At 55.2% G+C, this 17,178-nt stretch carries 16 protein-coding genes; all 16 read left to right on the plus strand.

Annotated features, from left to right (window positions below):
* The first annotated feature begins 89 nt into the window (after positions 1-89).
* On the plus strand, positions 90-1,736 hold the full coding sequence (locus LOZ86_RS04225; RefSeq protein ID WP_039485846.1) for a Na+/H+ antiporter: 1,647 nt from the start codon (positions 90-92) through the stop codon (positions 1,734-1,736).
* 313 nt (positions 1,737-2,049) lie between these two features.
* Positions 2,050-2,760 carry a response regulator transcription factor gene (locus LOZ86_RS04230; RefSeq protein WP_230242857.1) on the plus strand — a complete coding sequence of 237 codons (711 nt, stop codon included), beginning with the start codon at positions 2,050-2,052 and terminating at the stop codon, positions 2,758-2,760.
* Positions 2,738-4,237, plus strand: a complete 1,500-nt coding sequence (locus LOZ86_RS04235) for a sensor histidine kinase (protein ID WP_039485844.1) — start codon at positions 2,738-2,740, stop codon at positions 4,235-4,237. Before LOZ86_RS04230 ends, LOZ86_RS04235 begins: the two co-directional genes overlap by 23 nt.
* Positions 4,238-4,550: 313 nt before the next feature.
* Positions 4,551-4,772 carry a Flp family type IVb pilin gene (locus LOZ86_RS04240; RefSeq protein ID WP_010285252.1) on the plus strand — a complete coding sequence of 74 codons (222 nt, stop codon included), beginning with the start codon at positions 4,551-4,553 and terminating at the stop codon, positions 4,770-4,772.
* Positions 4,773-4,779: 7 nt separating this feature from the next.
* Positions 4,780-5,331, plus strand: a complete 552-nt coding sequence (locus tag LOZ86_RS04245; protein WP_039485841.1) for an A24 family peptidase — start codon at positions 4,780-4,782, stop codon at positions 5,329-5,331.
* A gap of 46 nt (positions 5,332-5,377) precedes the next feature.
* Positions 5,378-6,322 (plus strand): Flp pilus assembly protein CpaB, encoded by a 945-nt coding sequence (cpaB, locus tag LOZ86_RS04250; RefSeq protein ID WP_039485838.1) that lies wholly within the window; start codon positions 5,378-5,380, stop codon positions 6,320-6,322.
* 80 nt (positions 6,323-6,402) lie between these two features.
* A complete protein-coding gene (locus LOZ86_RS04255) occupies positions 6,403-7,842 on the plus strand; it encodes a type II and III secretion system protein family protein (RefSeq protein ID WP_039485835.1) in 1,440 nt (479 codons plus the stop codon).
* Positions 7,843-7,863: 21 nt separating this feature from the next.
* Positions 7,864-8,550, plus strand: coding sequence for a CpaD family pilus assembly protein (locus LOZ86_RS04260; RefSeq protein WP_039485831.1), 687 nt, complete (start codon positions 7,864-7,866; stop codon positions 8,548-8,550).
* A gap of 14 nt (positions 8,551-8,564) precedes the next feature.
* The gene (locus LOZ86_RS04265) at positions 8,565-9,764 is read left to right on the plus strand and encodes a CpaE/TadZ family protein (RefSeq protein ID WP_039485829.1); all 1,200 of its coding nucleotides are present in this window, start codon (positions 8,565-8,567) and stop codon (positions 9,762-9,764) included.
* A gap of 60 nt (positions 9,765-9,824) precedes the next feature.
* Positions 9,825-11,228 carry a TadA family conjugal transfer-associated ATPase gene (locus LOZ86_RS04270; RefSeq protein ID WP_039485826.1) on the plus strand — a complete coding sequence of 468 codons (1,404 nt, stop codon included), beginning with the start codon at positions 9,825-9,827 and terminating at the stop codon, positions 11,226-11,228.
* An 18-nt stretch (positions 11,229-11,246) separates the two neighbouring features.
* Positions 11,247-12,227, plus strand: coding sequence for a type II secretion system F family protein (locus tag LOZ86_RS04275; RefSeq protein ID WP_230242860.1), 981 nt, complete (start codon positions 11,247-11,249; stop codon positions 12,225-12,227).
* A gap of 14 nt (positions 12,228-12,241) precedes the next feature.
* Positions 12,242-13,201 carry a type II secretion system F family protein gene (locus tag LOZ86_RS04280; RefSeq protein WP_039485821.1) on the plus strand — a complete coding sequence of 320 codons (960 nt, stop codon included), beginning with the start codon at positions 12,242-12,244 and terminating at the stop codon, positions 13,199-13,201.
* Positions 13,202-13,321: 120 nt separating this feature from the next.
* Positions 13,322-14,173 (plus strand): tetratricopeptide repeat protein, encoded by an 852-nt coding sequence (locus LOZ86_RS04285; protein WP_039485818.1) that lies wholly within the window; start codon positions 13,322-13,324, stop codon positions 14,171-14,173.
* Entirely contained in the window at positions 14,173-14,733 is a 561-nt protein-coding gene (locus LOZ86_RS04290) for a hypothetical protein (RefSeq protein ID WP_230242862.1), read from the plus strand. Before LOZ86_RS04285 ends, LOZ86_RS04290 begins: the two co-directional genes overlap by 1 nt.
* Positions 14,726-15,358 (plus strand): TadE/TadG family type IV pilus assembly protein, encoded by a 633-nt coding sequence (locus LOZ86_RS04295; protein ID WP_230242864.1) that lies wholly within the window; start codon positions 14,726-14,728, stop codon positions 15,356-15,358. The genes LOZ86_RS04290 and LOZ86_RS04295 overlap by 8 nt, the downstream gene beginning before the upstream one ends.
* A 179-nt stretch (positions 15,359-15,537) precedes the next feature.
* Entirely contained in the window at positions 15,538-17,157 is a 1,620-nt protein-coding gene (locus LOZ86_RS04300; RefSeq protein ID WP_111778389.1) for a pilus assembly protein TadG-related protein, read from the plus strand.
* Positions 17,158-17,178 lie beyond the last annotated feature (21 nt).

Raw genomic sequence — 17,178 nt, forward strand, 5'->3', positions numbered from 1 at the left:
ATACCGAGCTAAATGCGTTAAATATGGAAGAGCAGTTTGCTCGCTAACAGGCAGAATTTTTTTGATTTAGGAGTACGTCTAAGGAAAGCATGGAAATATTTTTTACGATTCTTATTTTGACCCTGGTGGTATCCCTGTCTGGGGTCGTTACCCGCATTTTACCTTTTCAAATCCCTCTGCCTTTAATGCAAATCGCGCTTGGTGCCATCCTTGCCTGGCCCCAGTTTGGTTTGCACGTTGATTTCAATCCCGAGCTGTTTATGGTGCTCTTCATTCCGCCGCTGCTGTTTGCCGACGGTTGGAAAACGCCGACGCGTGAGTTCCTGAAGCACGGTCGAGAAATTATTGGTCTGGCACTGGTTCTGGTGCTGATTACCGTGGTGGGTATCGGCTATTTCATCTACTGGATGGTGCCGGGCATGCCGCTGATTGCGGCCTTCGCGCTGGCCGCCGTGCTGTCGCCAACGGATGCCGTCGCGCTGTCTGGCATCGTCGGTGAAGATCGTATTCCGAAAAAGCTGATGGGCATTTTGCAGGGCGAAGCGTTGATGAACGATGCGTCCGGTCTGGTGTCACTGAAATTTGCTGTCGCGATTGCGATGGGCACGATGGTGTTTACGGTTTCCGGTGCGACGCTGGAATTCATGCAGGTTGCACTGGGTGGGCTGCTGGCGGGCGTCGGCGTGACCTGGCTATTCGGTAAATCGCTGCGCGCTATCAGCCGCTGGAGCGGTGATGATGCCGCAACGCAGATCGTACTGCTGTTGCTGTTACCCTTCGCGTCGTATCTGATTGCCGAACACATCGGCGTGTCGGGCATTTTGGCTGCGGTGGCGGCGGGGATGACCATCGGGCAGTCGGGCGTGATTCGTAGCGCGCCGCTGACGATGCGGCTGCGTGCGAACGGCGTGTGGTCGATGTTGGAATTCGTGTTTAACGGCATGGTGTTTATCATGCTGGGTCTGCAATTGCCGGACATTCTGGAAACCTCGGTGACGCAGGCTGAATTGGATCCAACAGTTGAAACCTGGATGCTGTTTACCGATATCGTGATTATCTATGGTGCTCTGCTGCTGCTGCGTTTCTGCTGGCTGTGGGTGATGAAAAGATACAGCATGCACATCCAGAAAAAGCGTCCGATGATCTTTGCCGAATTTTCCACGCGCGAGCTGTGGATCGCGTCCTTTGCCGGCGTGCGCGGGGCGATTACGCTGGCGGGTGTGCTATCTATTCCGCTGCTGCTGACGGACGGCACCGCGTTCCCATCTCGCTATCAGCTGGTATTCATCGCCACGGGCGTTATCTTGTTTTCTCTGCTGTGTGGCGTGCTGGCGTTGCCGTTTCTGCTGCGCGGTGTGGTGGTCGCGGACAAGGCCGCGCATGCCAAAGAAATCCGCATGGCGCGTATGGCAGTGGCAGAAGTGGCGATCAAAAGTATGCACAAAATGGAGGAGCGTCTGGCCGCCGATCGAGAGGAAAACATTGATGAGCAGGTGCTGAAAGAAGTCAGCGCACGCGTCATTGGCAATCTGCGTCGACGGCTCATTGATAAAGACGATCCTGAAAATGGCTTGCTGATTGAGAATCTGGAGCGGCGTTTTCGCCTGACTGCGCTGAATTCCGAACGTGCGGAGCTGTATCACCTGCGTGCCACGCAGCAAATCAGCAATGAGACATTACAAAAAATGCTGCGCGACCTCGACCTGATGGAAGCGCTTCTGATCGAAAATGAGTAAGACGCGGTGAGGCGATCCCCGTTACCGCGTTGATTTCTTTCTCTTCTCTTTCTTTCCCCTGCATCCCCATGGCGTAAGCGATGGGGATGTTTTTTATGCGTCCAGTCTAAGAACGACGTCAGGCGATTGTAAACTGCTTGTCACTAAATGATAATGATTGTTATTATCCGTAGGACTTTTCTTAGAAGCAAAAAACGGCCCGCACGGTATCAACATCGTGTGGGGTGAATGGCTGTTTGAAGGACCAGATAAAAATAAACGGACATTAACCCTGAATTAATTAGGTAATAAGCCACGTTTATAGGGGAAAATTATGCGTGTATTAGTGGTTGATGATGATTCTGTGCTGTGCCATTGGCTGGGGTCTAAATTACATTCCCACGGCCATTCTTGCCGAATGGTGCACGATGGCGCACACGCATTAAAAGCAATCAAGGATGAAGTTTATGATGTCGTTCTGTTGGACAGAATGTTACCCATCATGGATGGATTTACGGTATTACGTGAATTACAAGGCTCACGTCATCCGCCTATTATGCTGCTCTCGGCGCTGGATCGTGATGTCGATCGGGTGAGGGGGTTGGAGCTTGGTGCGGAAGATTATCTCGGCAAGCCTTTTAATTTTAATGAGCTTAGATTACGTCTGGATATTATGGCGCGGCGCGGTAAACGCCATGTTGATAATCCTTCCATGCTGAGCTTTGAAGATCTGCAACTTGACCGTATGCAGCGCGTTGCATGGCGCGGCGGCAAGCGTATCGATTTGACCGATAAAGAAATCAAGTTACTGATTATATTAATGGAAAACCCGGGTCAGGCGATTACGCGTACGATGCTGTTAGAGCGCGTATGGGGCTACAATTTTGATCCGCAGACCAATCTGATCGACGTTCATATGTCAAAACTGCGGGCAAAAATTGATAAAGGATTCCCGCGTCCATTAATTAAAACGCTGAGAGCGATGGGCTACGCATTAGGCGCGGTAGATAAGGACAAAACCGATGTTGGCAGCCACGCTGAATAAAATAAAAATAAAGAAGCTTGGGCAGCGCTGGCAGGTAAAAATAAAACACTGGCAATTACTGGGGGCAAGCCAATACCCTGGCTTTTTATGCACCTCTAATTTTCGCCAGGCAATAACCATTGTTTTTCTGTTCTTATTGATGATGCTGATGTGTATTGTCGGCTTCAGTTCATTAAGTGAAACGCTGATTAGAACGCATGTCCGCGAAGTTATTCTGGGTAATATTTACGATTACTCGATGCAGTCGCGTTTAACGAATGCTGATAGCCTGATTACGCAATTACGGCAGGATAATCGAGCGAAAGGGGATGAATTACCGCTGTTTTTGGTAATGGATAAACACGGTGATATTTTGTATCACAATCATCTTCTAAAAACGCATCCTTTACCCCCCCATTCTGCAAACTCGCACCCTCTGGAAATGCGGCAGCATACCGATTGCCAGATGGATGTCAGCTGTCTTAAAGCCGAAATTTCCAGCCCTGACGATCCCAATCTGATCGGTTTGTCCGTGATGTTGGATGACGGTGGCGTACTGTTTACCGCTTACAACATTCGACCCATGTTAGAACGGGTGAGGACAATCCCGCTTGTGGCGGGGGCCGGACTGTTTGTCGTACTGCTTTTCTGCCTGTTTGTCAGCCGTCATTTCAGTTTACGCCGCTTGCGCAGCGTGGAGAAAATCCGCGCGGCGCTGCATCGCTACAGCAGCGGTGAGCAACAGGTGCGTATGCCGCTGTCGCCTTACGATGATGATTTTGACAGCCTGAGTGCCGATATTAACCAGAATCTGGAACGGATTGAGCGCTTGATGGAGCAGGTGCGCAGCACCTCCAGCCATGTCGCGCATGAACTACGTACGCCGCTGACGCATCTGCAAAATCGCTTGTTCAACCTGACGGAGCGGGCAGGGCTGGATAACGATATTCGTGATGAATTGAATCTGGCGGTGGGCGAGGTGCATAAAATTCTCGGGCTATTCCGTACCGTGATGCGCATCGGTGAAATCGAAAGCGGGCGCTGCGTGCACCAGTTTGAGAACATTGAAGCGCGCCAGCTGCTGGAAGAAATTGCCGAATATTATCAGCCGCTGGCGGAAGAGCGCGGCTGTCGTCTGAAGATTGAAATCAAAGCCGGCATTCAGCTCTTTGGCGACCGGGCGCTGCTGTTTCAGGCGCTGGCTAATCTGGTGGAGAACGCACTGAAATACGCGGCGCAGGGTAAATACATCACGTTGAGCGTGACGCTGTATCGTGGCTGGATCGCCCTGAGTGTTGCTGACCGTGGTCCGGGCATTCCGCCCGCGCTGCATGCCAAAGCGCTACAGCGCTTTCAGCGGCTGGATACCTGGTTTCAGTCCGGCTACGGGTTGGGATTATCACTGGTTCAGGCGATTACCGACCTGCACGGTGGCAAGCTCTATCTGGACTCCTCAGAGCCGGGCCTGAACGTTTATCTGTGCCTTAATCGCTGCTAATCCTCTTTTTTCTCGATGAATACGATGCGTGGTGAGTGGGTTTTCCCTGCTTGCCGCGACCATTTTCTCTTGAACGTTTATGAATATCCCTGCAAAAAACATGAATATTTATTAATTTTTCCTGCAATGTAAAGTGTGTTAATTATTGATTTATATTGATAATTTTTTGTATGGAAAGATTAACGAATATTAATGTTCTACTGCTTGCGGCGCTTGATAATAAGTCTCATTATTAATCTTATTATCATCATGGCACCCCCCGAATTTCCGAGTAGGCCATGATTTCTTTGCCTGCGGATTAGAGAGTCTTCCCATGAAAAACATGAAAGCAAAATTGCGTTCTTTCCTGCGTGACGAGAGCGGTGTAACGGCAATCGAATACGGCATTCTTGCGGCGGCAATGGCGGCAGCCATCGGCGCTATTTTCGGCGGCGACGGTATCTTCGTGAAAGCGCTGAATGAGAAATTCAGCCAAATCGCCGATCAAATTACCGGTACGGGCACCAGCGGCGGTACATCCGGCGCAGCGAAATAAGCGAGAGATGGCGGATTACGTGCACTGGCCGCAGACGGTACTGCTGATAGGGTGCCTGCTGTGGTGTATCAGTACCGACCTGTTAGTACGCAAAATTACGAATCAGGCGGTACTGATTTTATTGCTGGGCTGGCTGTTTTTCAGCGCTTCACATGTCCTGCAAGACGGTGCGTTAGATATGTTGGCACTACGCAAAACGCTCTGGGCGCTGCCAGGCGCGGCGGCAGTACTGGTTGTGGGATTTGTGCTTTTCCTCACCGGCAGATTAGGCGCTGGGGATGTCAAGCTGATGAGTGTGCTGTGCCTGTGGGTCGGGCAAGGACACCAGATCGTTTTCGTCATGGTGACGGCACTGGCTGGCGGTGTTTTGGCGCTTAGCCTGCCGCTGCTGAATACCGTACCCACAGCGGTGGCGATGGGCATTCAAACCACCAACCGGATATTCAAGAGTCGGTTGCCTATGCCACCCGCGTTGCCCGCCGATCTTTCTCAAGGCATACCTTACGGCGTCGCCATTGCGTTCGGCGCGATATATGTCCTGATTTTTCCCTTGTTTTAATTCTGTCGCAGCTTTAAGACACACACGCTAGGGTAGGCAAGTTGAAATGAAAGTGAACTCTACATACGTACTGTCAGGCGCGCTCGTTCTGGCAGGCATTGTTGCGCTGATGGTGCGTAGCCATCTCTCTTCTGAACCCCCTGCGCCGCCTCCGGTCGTGGTTAAAGCGCCGGAAAAAACTGCTGTTTTGGTGGCCGCGAAAGATCTGCATCCCGGTGATTTCATTGATTCTACCTCGTTGCGTTGGCAGACCACGGATGAATCGGTTTCCCGTGCGTTTAACTTCGTTCGCGGGCCGGACAGCAAGTCCCCGCTATTGGGCGCGACCCTGCGTGAAACGGTGAAGGAAGGCGCGTGGCTCAGCAGTAATGCTGTTGTGAACCCCAATGAGCCGGGCTTCGTTGCTGCTGTGCTGCGTAAAGGGATGCGTGCTATCTCCGTTCCTACCAGCGCTATTGCGAGTAATGCCGGGCTAGTGTCCGCTGGCGATCGTGTTGATGTGATCCTCAGCATGAGACGAGACGATCAGTCAGAGCTACCTGCAAGCCGTAATCAGCCTGTTGTGATGCCGCTGCTGGCATCACAAACGATCGTGCGCGATTTACGCGTATTGGCGCTGAACGATAAAACCGGTACGCCGGTATACCCACGCTTTGAAGCTGAGGAAGACGGTACGGTGCTTGATGCCACCGCCAAAAGCCGTCAGCCTGCCGTGCGTTCTCGTCCTGCAACCTATCAAACCGTGACGCTGGAAGTGACGCCGCAGCAGGCTGAAGCGCTGGCGGTTGCCAAAGAGCTGGGCATTCTGCATTTGGCACTGCGCAGTGCCGATCTGGATGATGTAGTCGATCCGGCCACAGGGCGACCACATGTGACCACGGTTCCGCTGGCGACCGATATCTACGGAGCACTATCCGTAGGGTCCGGCGGACATAAAGTGAAAATCTATCGCGCCGAGCAAAAAGACGTGGTGACGTTCCCCTCCCGATAGGAAGAACACGCAATCTGACAGCCTGCGGGGTGCCGCGAGCTGATCATGGAAAAATGAAGCCCATTACGGAAATTAAGTAAATGACGATGTTTTCGCTGTTTTTGAAATCGGACTTTCGGGGTACGTGCAAACGATTGCTGGCCGCTGGCCTGTTTAATGCGGTATTGCCTGTCACGCTGACAACGATGATGTTGCCTGCGACTACGCTGGCTGCTGGGGTATCGGTAGCGCCGGTAACCGATGAGGTACGACTGACCGTGAATCAGGGACGGTTATTGCAACTCAGCGAGCTGCCGGACAGCGTGCTGGTGGCCGATCCGAGTATTGCCAGTTTCGAACTGCCTTCACCGGGTAACCTGTTTGTCTACGCCAAAAGCGTCGGTACCACCACGCTCTATGCGATGGATGAAAATGGCAATGTGATCAACGCCATTCGTCTGGTGTCCGAGCATGATTTGAAAGCGCTGGGTGAACGCATGAAGCGTGAATTCCCCGGTGCGGATATCCAACTGGAAGCCTCGATTCCCAGCGGTGTGATTGTGCGCGGTAGCGTCGATACCCCGCAGGACGCCAAGCGCGTGATCGACAGCATACAGGCTTATATCAGCGCGTCCGCCGGCGGTGGCGGGCAGGGTGGTGGAGGCGGTGGCGAAAGACTGCCTGGCTCTAGCGAATCCTCCGGCAAAGTGATCAACCAGCTCAAAATCAAAACGCCTTCGCAAATCAATATTCAGGTGCGTGTGGTGGAAGTGTCCCGCAAGTTAACCAGTGAACTGGGCTTCAACTGGGCGGCATCACTGAGCACCGGTAGCGGCAACATGACCGCAGGCAGCGGATCGCGTCTTAATCTGTTCAGCGCTACGACCGGAAGATTTGCTAACCCAACGGATACTGGCTTCCTGAACTTCGGTCGCTCCAGACTGAGCGGATTGTTAACCGCGATGAACCAGCAGGGCATGGCGACCGTGTTGGCCGAGCCAAACCTGACGGCGATGTCAGGGGAAACTGCTGCATTTGCCGCTGGTGGTGAAGTGCCAATCGTCCTGATCACCAATAACAGCGTCAGCATCGATTACAAATCCTACGGTGTGATTCTGCGCATGACGCCAACGCTGCTGTCTGCCAACCGCATCAGCCTGCATATTGCACCGGAAGTCAGTGAGCTAACCGACGTCGGTTCCGTACAGCTGGAAGGCGGATCGCGCATTCCGGCCTTAACCGTGCGCCGTGCGGATACCACGGTAGAGCTAGCCAGCGGACAGAGCTTCGCGCTGGCGGGCATGCTGCGTAGCGCCGGTAGCCAGACGATCAACGGTGTGCCGGGATTAAGCAGCGTTCCGATGTTTGGCCGCCTGTTTGAAAGCGAATCTACCAGTCAGGAAGAAACGGAATTGGTGATCATCGCGACCGCCTATGTCGTTGAGCCAGTTAACGCGGGCGATCTTCAGACACCGGGACAAGGCGTAAAAATGCTGGATTCGTCCATGCCGCGCTCTGCATCTATCGGCTATCTCTACTGAGTCCGCAAGGGGCAATAAAACATGAAAACGATCAACAACAGTTACCCCCTGCTTCGCCCGCTGCACATGCGTGTGGCGGTGCTGACCGCCGTTGTTTTGCTGGCGGGATGCGGATGGAATAAGCCGATTAACGACGTACGTATGCAGCGTTTTGACCAGCCTGGGCTTCAACCGATTGCCGTCCAGCCTTCATCGGTATCAGTGCCGTTACTGGTTGCACCGAACGGGCGCGGGTTCCTGCCTGAATCCTTGAGACAGCTCAATATCATGCTGAAGGATCAAGGGCGGCTCTCCGCACAGACGCTGACGCTGATCCCGCATAGCACAAGCGGTGAGCAGATGGCAGGGCGACTGGCTACCGTGCTGAAAAACGCCGGTGCCAATGCACAGAATGTGAAGCAGATGCGCCGTTCTACGGCGAGTGGACAGAATGGCGATCTGGAGGTGATCTCCGAGGCGCTGGTGGTCAAAACCACCCGCTGCACGATCAATGACCCCAATCAGCTGATGGTGAAGCCTTATGAGGCAATTGGTTCTCTCGGCTGCGCCACGCAAAACAATCTGGCGATGATGGTCGCCGAACCACGCGATCTGATTCAGGCGAAAGCGCTGGATAGCGCGGATGGTGTGGCGGCGGTCAATAGCATCGAACGCTATCACAAAGATGAAGTGAAAGAGCTCATCGACATTAACTTTGAAGAAGATTAAGGGCGTGACATTCCATGAGTGAAATTACCCCTAACGATGGTGAAGAACTGGCGCTGCCGCTGGTGGCGTTCGCCAATGATGTACGCGACGTGGCCGATATCAGCGATCTCTTCACCCGCCTGAAACAGCCGGATGTACCGGTGATGTCCGGCGGTATCGCTGCGGCTCGTCAATGGTGTGAGCTGAATGTCCCGCCGCGCATTTTACTGGTGGATCTGGAAGGGGCGCACTGGCCACTTCCGGCACTCGAAGAGCTGCTGAGCGTCTGCGGCCCTACCAGCCAGGTGATTGCGACGGGCAAAGAACAGGATGTCGGCTTGTACCGCGCACTGCTCCAGGCGGGCGTGGTGGACTATCTGGTGAAGCCGTTCACGCTGGATCTGCTGGCGGCAACGCTGGCGAAGTGTGAAGGCCAACAGGCCGGGCCGGAATATGCCCGCATGGGCAGGACGATTGCGGTCGTCAGCGCCAGCGGCGGAAGTGGGGCAAGTACCGTGGCGATGGGGCTGAGTCGCCTGCTGTCCGGCGAGCGTCATTTGCCTGTGGCACTGGTGGATTTTGACCGTCGTAACGGTGACCAACTGCTATTGCAGGGACAAACCGATGACGCGGGTCTGGCGGCGGTGCTGGGTACGCAGGAACTGGATACCCGACTGCTGCAACGCGCCATGCTGCGCGTGGATACCCGTCTGCACCTGCTGGCACAGAAGCCGGAACTGGGGGAATTGGCTCCGGTTGACGTGGATAACGTGCTGAATCTCGGTGGTGCGCTGTGCCGCATGTTCAATCAGGTGATTTGGGATCTGCCCAGCAGCTATCCGACTGGTGCGCTCGACGTGCTGACCTACGCGGATCTGCGCATCATCGTGACGGAGTTGACGCTTCAGGATGCGCGCAATGTGCGGCGCGTGCTGAATGAGATCGGCGATGAAAGCGAAGGACAACGCCTGTTGCTGGTGCATAACCAGAGCCGTTTTGCTACGACCGCGCCGTTAAGCCGCGATCAGTTTGAACAATTTACCGGCCGGAAGATTGATGTCGTGCTGCCGAATGCGGGCCACGCGCTGTCGCAGAGCCTGACGCTCGGTGCACTGAATCTGGCTGTGGCACCTGCTTTCCAGCAGGGATTACGCCAACTGGTCGATCTGGCCTGCGGCGTGCGCGCCAGACCGGCGGAAAAACGCTGGTTCTCACGTTGGTTAAAACGCGCGTGATGATGTTCAGCGTGCACCGTTTTTCAAAGGGTTACGGACTGTTTTTTGGGGTTAAGGATTATGTTGATTCGCAAGAATAACCTGCAAAAAAATGAAGCAGGAAAAAGTACGCCTCAGCCTGCGCCTGCTGCCAATGTGGCAGAACTGAAAACGCGCCCGGCTGCGGAGAACCGCACACAGCCTGCGGCGAACACGTCTTCTGGATCTGCACCGGCAGCCCGCCAGACGGACAACCGAAACAGCCAGCGTCGGATTATCCGCGCACAGCTCTACGATCAGATCGACGCGGGTAAAGCGGCGATGATGGGGCGTGACAAGCTGTTAGTGCAGATCGAAACGGTGATCCGCCGCATCTGTGATGAGCAGCGCTTGCAGCTTTCCCGGCAGGAAGAAGAATCTATCGCCGCTGAAATGCTGGATGAAATGACCGGGATCGGGCCGATCCAGCCGCTACTGTCGGATGACACGGTCAACGATATTTTGGTCAACGGTGCTGGTCAGGTGTTTGTCGAGCGCTTTGGCAAGCTGGAACTGTCGCCGATTACCTTCATTGATGAAGAGCATGTGTTTAACACCGCGCAGCGTATTGCCGCCGCGGTGGGTCGTCGTATCGACGAAGCCAGCCCGATGGTGGATGCGCGTCTGCCGGACGGTAGCCGCGTCAACGTCATCACCTATCCGCTGGCGATCGACGGCACCACGATCTCGATCCGTAAGTTTATGCGCCGCAACCTGTCGTTGGAAATGCTGGCAGAGCGCCGCTGCATGTCCTACGCGATGGCGGATGTCCTGAACAAAGCGATGCAGGCGCGCGTTAACGTGATCGTCTCCGGCGGAACGGGGGCGGGTAAAACCACCTTATTGAATGCGCTGTCGCAGAAAATCGGCATCACCGATCGCATCATCACCATTGAAGATGCCGCTGAACTGCAATTGCAGCAAGAACACGTGGTGAGGCTGGAAACCCGCCCTGTCAGCGCCGAAGGCACTGGCCGCGTCGACCAGCGCGATCTGATGCGTAACGCCCTGCGTATGCGCCCCGACCGCATCATTCTGGGTGAGGTGCGCGGCGGTGAGAGCTTTGACATGTTGCAGGCGATGAACACCGGTCACGACGGCTCGCTGTGTACGGTGCACGCCAATACCTCGCGCGATGCGATACAGCGTCTGGAAAACATGGTGATGATGGCGAATATGCAGCTGCCGCTGATGGCGATCCGCCGTCAGATCGCCAGCGCGGTTCACCTGATCGTGCAGATCGAACGTATGCGTGACGGTATGCGCCGTGTGGTTTCCATCACCGAAGTGTGTGGCATGGAGAACGAAGTGATCCAGCTTCAGGATCTGTTCAGCTTCAACATTCAGGGGATGGATGGACAGGGTCTGTTGACCGGTGAATATGTTCAGCACATTCAGCGCCCGCAGTTCTACAGCGATAAAGCGCATTTGTTTGATGCGCAATGACGGACTGAGGAGACGCCGATGAGTGATTTACGCCTGAATCTGATCACGCTGCTGGTATTTGGCAGCGTGCTGATGCTGTTTCTGGCGATCAACGCCTGGAAAAAGTCACGGCAGCAGCGCATGCAGCGCGAACAACGCTGGCAGCAGATTTTGGATGAGGTCAGTCCGTCGGCTGCCGCCGTGGCGTCTGATTCCATTCTGCGCGACGAGATCAGAACGCCGCTGATGGGTGTCCCGGTGATTGGGCGCTGGCTGGCGATCCTCTGGGCGCAGATGACGTTCATCGGCTGGAAAAAGAACCTGCTTCAGCGTTCCCTTTCGCTGGCAGTGGTGAGCCTGATTCTCGGCATGATTCTGGGACAACGCACCCTGCTGCCGCTCACGAGGGGGCTGATATTTACGCTGGTGCTGTTTATCAGTATCGGCATGCTGCTATTCCGCTCGACGCTGCAAAAACACCTGAAAGCGCTGCGCGAGAGCCTGCCGGAAGCCATTGATGCCATTACCCGCAGCTGCCGTGCCGGCGTGCCGGTGGCGAATACCTTCTCAATTGTCGCGGAGCACCTGACCGGGCCGCTGGCGAATGAATTCAAGACGATCGATCACTGGCTGCGGCTGGGGATTCCGCTGCGTCAGGTGATCCAGGCCTCGGCTACACGGGTGCCGATGTCCGAATACCGTTTCTTCGTGGTGATTTTGATCATCAATCAGGAAGCGGGTGGGCGACTGGGGGAAACGCTGGAGCGTCTGTCCGCTACGCTGCGTGAACGTCGGGAGTTGCAGCTGAAAGTGCAATCCAAAACGTCGGAAGCGCGAGCGTCCGCCAAGATTGTCGCCGCACTGTTCCCCGGCTGTCTGGCCTATCTGTACATGAAGTCACCGGAGGATTTCAGTTTCTTATTCTCCGATCCGGTAGGAACGACGGTACTGATTTACGCCTTGTGCAGCGTCTCGGTTGGCATGTTGATCACGCACGTTATGGTTAAACGGATAGGGTAAAGGGAGAGCTACTCATGACTGTTTTTGACGATCCCTTATTACTGTTGGCGCTTGTGCTGATGGTGGCTGGAATTTATCTGGCCCGTACACAACATAAAATCCAGCAATACAAACAGCTGGAAATCCGCATGCGCGGGCATCTGCCCGTCACTTCGACAGAGGCGAGCTCTCAGGAAAACATCCTGAGAGGACAGGGAACTGCATTATCTCCCTGGTTAGACAAAGTCTTGCAGCCCGTTGCCGCGCAGGGCGAGCGTCTGTCGGGATCGGATCGCGATCGCCGCAATCTGCGCCGCCTGCTGGATCTGGCTGGGATCCGCCGCAGCGAAGCGGTGGGCTGGCTGGTAATGGGAAAATTTGCCGCTGGGGCGCTGTTCGCTATCGCGCTGGTGTGGGGATGGTTGCCACCTGCTGACCGCGCGGGCCTGACGGGCGTAGCGGCGGGGCTGATCGGCTTCTTTGTCGGTTCGATGGTGCCGGAATGGTGGCTGAAGTGGCGTGCGGCAAGTCGGGGTGAAAAGCTGGCGCGAGCGGTGCCGGATGCGCTGGATCTGATGGTGGTCTGCGCCGAAGCCGGTCTGCCTATCGGACGCGTGTTGCAGGTGGTATCGAAAGAGCTGGGGCTATCTTCACCGGAAATGGCGGATGAACTGCACTATACCGCCGCTGAATTACAGATCCTGTCGGATCGTACGCTGGCGATGAAGCATCTGGCAGAGCGTACCCGCGTTAGCGAGATCGAAAGCATGGTGGCGACGCTGATTCAGGCGGAGCGCTACGGTACGCCGCTGTCTCAGGCGCTGCGCACGATTGCGGATGAAAGCCGCAAGACGCTGATTCTGGGGCTGGAAGAGAAGGCGGGTAAATTGCCTGCGCAGCTGAGCGTGCCCCTGATGGCGCTGATCCTGCCACCGATTATCGCCATTATGGCATCGCCTGCACTGGTGCGAGTGATCCGCCTGCTGGCGCAGTAACGTTTTATTTTTAATGTATTGGTTTTAAAAGCACTGATTTTAAAGGTAATGATTTTACAAACATCGATTCCCGGTATGAACCGGAAATCACCAAGGTTACAACCGATGGAGTTATCGAAGATGGTCGATCTGGTAGCAAAACTTAAGCGCGGCGCGCCCATGCTGGCACTGCTGATAGTCAGTACCGTGCTGGCGGGATGCAGCAGCTCGATGGCGATTAAAGGCAGCAAAGATGAAGGCCTGCGTTTGGCGCGTCTGCTGCGCGATCAAGGGCGTGTTGAAGCGGCGACGGAAGTATATGCGCGTCTCGACAGCCGTGATGCGCTGAAAGGGGCAGAGATGCTGGAGTATGCCAGCGTGGCGGCTCTGGCACGTCCACCGCAGCAAACGCTGGAGCTGTACGGACGAGCACGCCAGGCATTGGGCGGCGATACCAACAAAATGACGCCGGAAGAAGCGCTGGCGGTGTGTCTGGGAATGGGCCGTGCGCAGCTGGCATTAGGACGTAATGCGATGGCGCAAACCGACTTTACCTGTGCGCTGAAAGCACAACCGAACGACGCTGGCGCACTCAATGGCATGGGTGTGGTGATGGATGCCTCTGGCAAACACGCCGAAGCGCGTCAGCTGTTTGAAAAAGCGTTGCAGATAAACCCGGCGGATGTCGCGGCACTCAATAATCTGGCGCTCTCATGGCTGGCAAGCGGTAATACGGACAAAGCGATTTCTCTGCTGCGTTCGGTGGATGACAGCAACGCGACAGGCAGGCTGAATCTGGCACTGGCCTATCTCTCGACTGGCAGAGACGATGATGCGCGTGCTGCGCTGGCAACCATTGCACAGCCGCAGCGTATTGATGGCCTGATTGACGAGCTGAATCAGCGTTTACAGCAGATGCAGCAGGATAAATCTCGTGGTGAAGCGCTGCTGTTATCCAGCCGTCAACGCCTGCAATTGAGTACGCCTGAGTAATGGCGTGGCTTCGTCATCTCGGCCCGTGGCGTGATGAAAGCGTAGTGCAATGCATCGTGCCGCGCCATGAACGCCACTGGCGCAGCACGCGCGGCGTGATCGCGACGGAAGTGGCGTTTCTGGTGCCGGTGGTGCTGGTCGGGGTGATGATGCTGTTTGAACTGGCGCGTATCGGGCTGGTGATTGCTGCCGGTAGTGCCGCGCTGGATAAAGCCGTGCAGGCTTTCCGCCTCGATAATCTCGCATCGGACAGCGCGGAGCAGATGGGAACCCGTCTAAAGGCGCGCATGGTTGAAGCGGGATACGGCTATCTCAAGGAAGACGATTTAACCGTCAGCGTATTGCACTTCGACAATCTGAGCCAGCTTGGTGGGCTGACGAACGGCAATGGCAGTCAGGAAAACCCCAATGGCGAGGAAACGACGACGCTGCCGGTGTGGTCCGTGACGGTGCAGATTAAAAAGGCGTTTATTACGCCGCTGCCGGAAGTGTTAACGCTGGGCGACACCTTCCGCTATCAGTACAAACATGTGTTTGGGACGGAACTGCGCAATGACTGATCGTTTATTGAAAACCAGTCGTTTACTGAAAGCCAGTCGTTTACTGAGCGGGATACGCCGTTTCTGGTTTTCTCGCCGTGCTTCTACTGCGGTAGAAACGGCGTTAGCGTTCCCGATTGTGTTGGCGATTGGATCGCTGTGCGCGGATATCTACACCGTCGGGCTTGAGCGTACACGCATGGAACAGCGTGCAGGTGCCATCGCGTCAGTATTAGCGATGCAGCAGAAGCTGGATGAGAGTGGGCTACAGGGGCTGCTCGATACGATGTTGCCAACGGAAGGTGTAGGAAATTACCAACTGTTAATCAGCAACGTGCGCCAGACCGGTGAGCTGCACTGGCAGTTGAGCAGAGGCACGGCAGAGGCGCTGTGCGAAGAAAGTGAAACCCTGCCGGGCGAGGAGTACCTTCCTGAACTGCCGGAAAGAGACCGTGAAGAGGGCAGCAAGAATATCTCCATGATCGTGGTCGAGATCTGCCGTCAGGGGAAAGATGTGAGCCTGCTGGGCGGCCTGTCGTTGGGCGGCCTGCTACATGCGTCGTCGGTCAACCGGGTCGCTGTCGACGTGGTTGAACTGGATGAGGTACTCAGAAAAGAGGCAGGTCTGGAAGAAGAAGATCAATAGTTACGGGTTTTATACCAGACACAGAAGCGGCAATAGACCGCAAACGGCAGCGAGCTTCTCGTTACCGGAATAATGAAACTATTAAAAACCGATAGGCATGTGAGCAATGTCGTTTTTATTTTCCCGTTTTATGGGCGGGTTAAGTACGCGCTGAATCCAGGAATACAGGATAGGAAGGAATGAAAAAAACCTTACAGAACAGAAAAGTAAAAAAAGATGCTACCGGAATTACTCTGTTCTGGCGTGAACGCTTGTCTGCCTTTATTCAGCAGGAAAAAGGCGCGGGCACCGGATTCTATGCACTGGGTGCGATGGCGTTATTGGTGACAGCGGCTTTTATCGTGGATACCTCCACGGCAACCGGTGATGCAACGCAGATCAAACGCGCGACGGATGCCGCCGCGTTGGCTGTCGCGCATCAGGCGACCATTAATGGCGAAGAATACAGCCAGGAAGAGACCAATAAGCTGGCGTATGACTACGTCAAAAATAATCTGGGGATGAACAATGCCCTGAGTGAAAAGCTGGTGGTGGGCGATGTGGCCGTCACGGAAGGACGCAACAGCGAGACGCGTAAAACCTATACCGTCACCGTCGCCTTCGAAACCAAGCCCAGTTTGCTGAACCTCGGGGCGAGGAAGCAGGAAGTGTACTCGACCGCCGAAGTTATCAATCGTCCGACCGAAATTGCCTTTGTCATGCCAGTGACGGGGGATATGAGCGAAGGGGATATCCGTTCGCTCAAAAGCGTTAGCCGTAGCTTCGTCGAGCGCATGCTGAGTAGCGCAGACGGCAAACGTGAAAACCTGTGGCTATCGCTGGTGCCGTACAGCCAGTCGGTGAATGTGTACGATGCGGAAGACGCCAACCGCATTCGGCGCTGGTCTGCACCGGGTGCGCTGAACCCGCCGGAGTTGCGTTCGCTGTTTGCCAGCGGCGTGGTGAGTAGTATCGCCGACCGCCGTTTCCCGGATCGTCGTGCCAACCTGCTGTGCATGTACCGCGGACTGGGACGAGAAGAAAATTTCTTCTGGGATGAACCCCCCGTTGGCCAATTCGAGGTCTATTACCGCCACGATTTGCCGCAAAACGGCAGCCCCGGCGCACCGCCGATCTCCTGGCGCGGCCCGAACCCCGATTTTGACGATAACGATGCGGTGGATACGCGCTGGATCGTGGCGGACAAAGGGTGCCCCAATGCCGCACTGATGCCGCTGACCAATGAAGAAAGCCGGCTGAATCAGCGCATCGAACAGTTTTCCGCCCGTTTCAATACGAACTACGCCATCGCGATGTCATGGGCTGGCGCGGCACTGTCACCCACTATGCGTGGTTCAGACGGTTGGGGCGATGCCACGCTGCCGCTGGATTTCAATCTGGACGGCAACGGTGACGGGCAAAAGGTGATCGTGATGATGGCTAATACGATTGGTAACTGGTTCGACACCGACAGCTATAACTTCAACCGCAATGCATTCAGTGGTCAAACCGGTACGGATCCCGCCCGTACCTTTGCCGCGCAGCGCTTCCGCGATCTGTGTTCCAGCTTCCGCGCGCGCAACATCAAATTCTATTTTGTCGGCATTCGCCCCGGCGACCCAGAGGATTTTGGCCGCAACCTGTTTGATGCCGAAGCGACGCCAGGCCTGCTGGTCTGCACCGAGGGTGAGAAACGCATGAGTTTTATCGATGGTGCAGGCTTCGGTGCTGAGGGCGTTGAAGATCAATTGATCCGACGTCTGGATCGTATTGCCGGCCAGATCGAAACCGAGGGCGGCTATGTTCGGCTGGTTGAATGACCGCTGAAGGTAGCCAGGAAT

It is taken from the genome of Pectobacterium parvum (genome assembly GCF_020971565.1).
In the GTDB taxonomy this organism is placed as follows: Bacteria; Pseudomonadota; Gammaproteobacteria; order Enterobacterales; family Enterobacteriaceae; genus Pectobacterium; species Pectobacterium polare.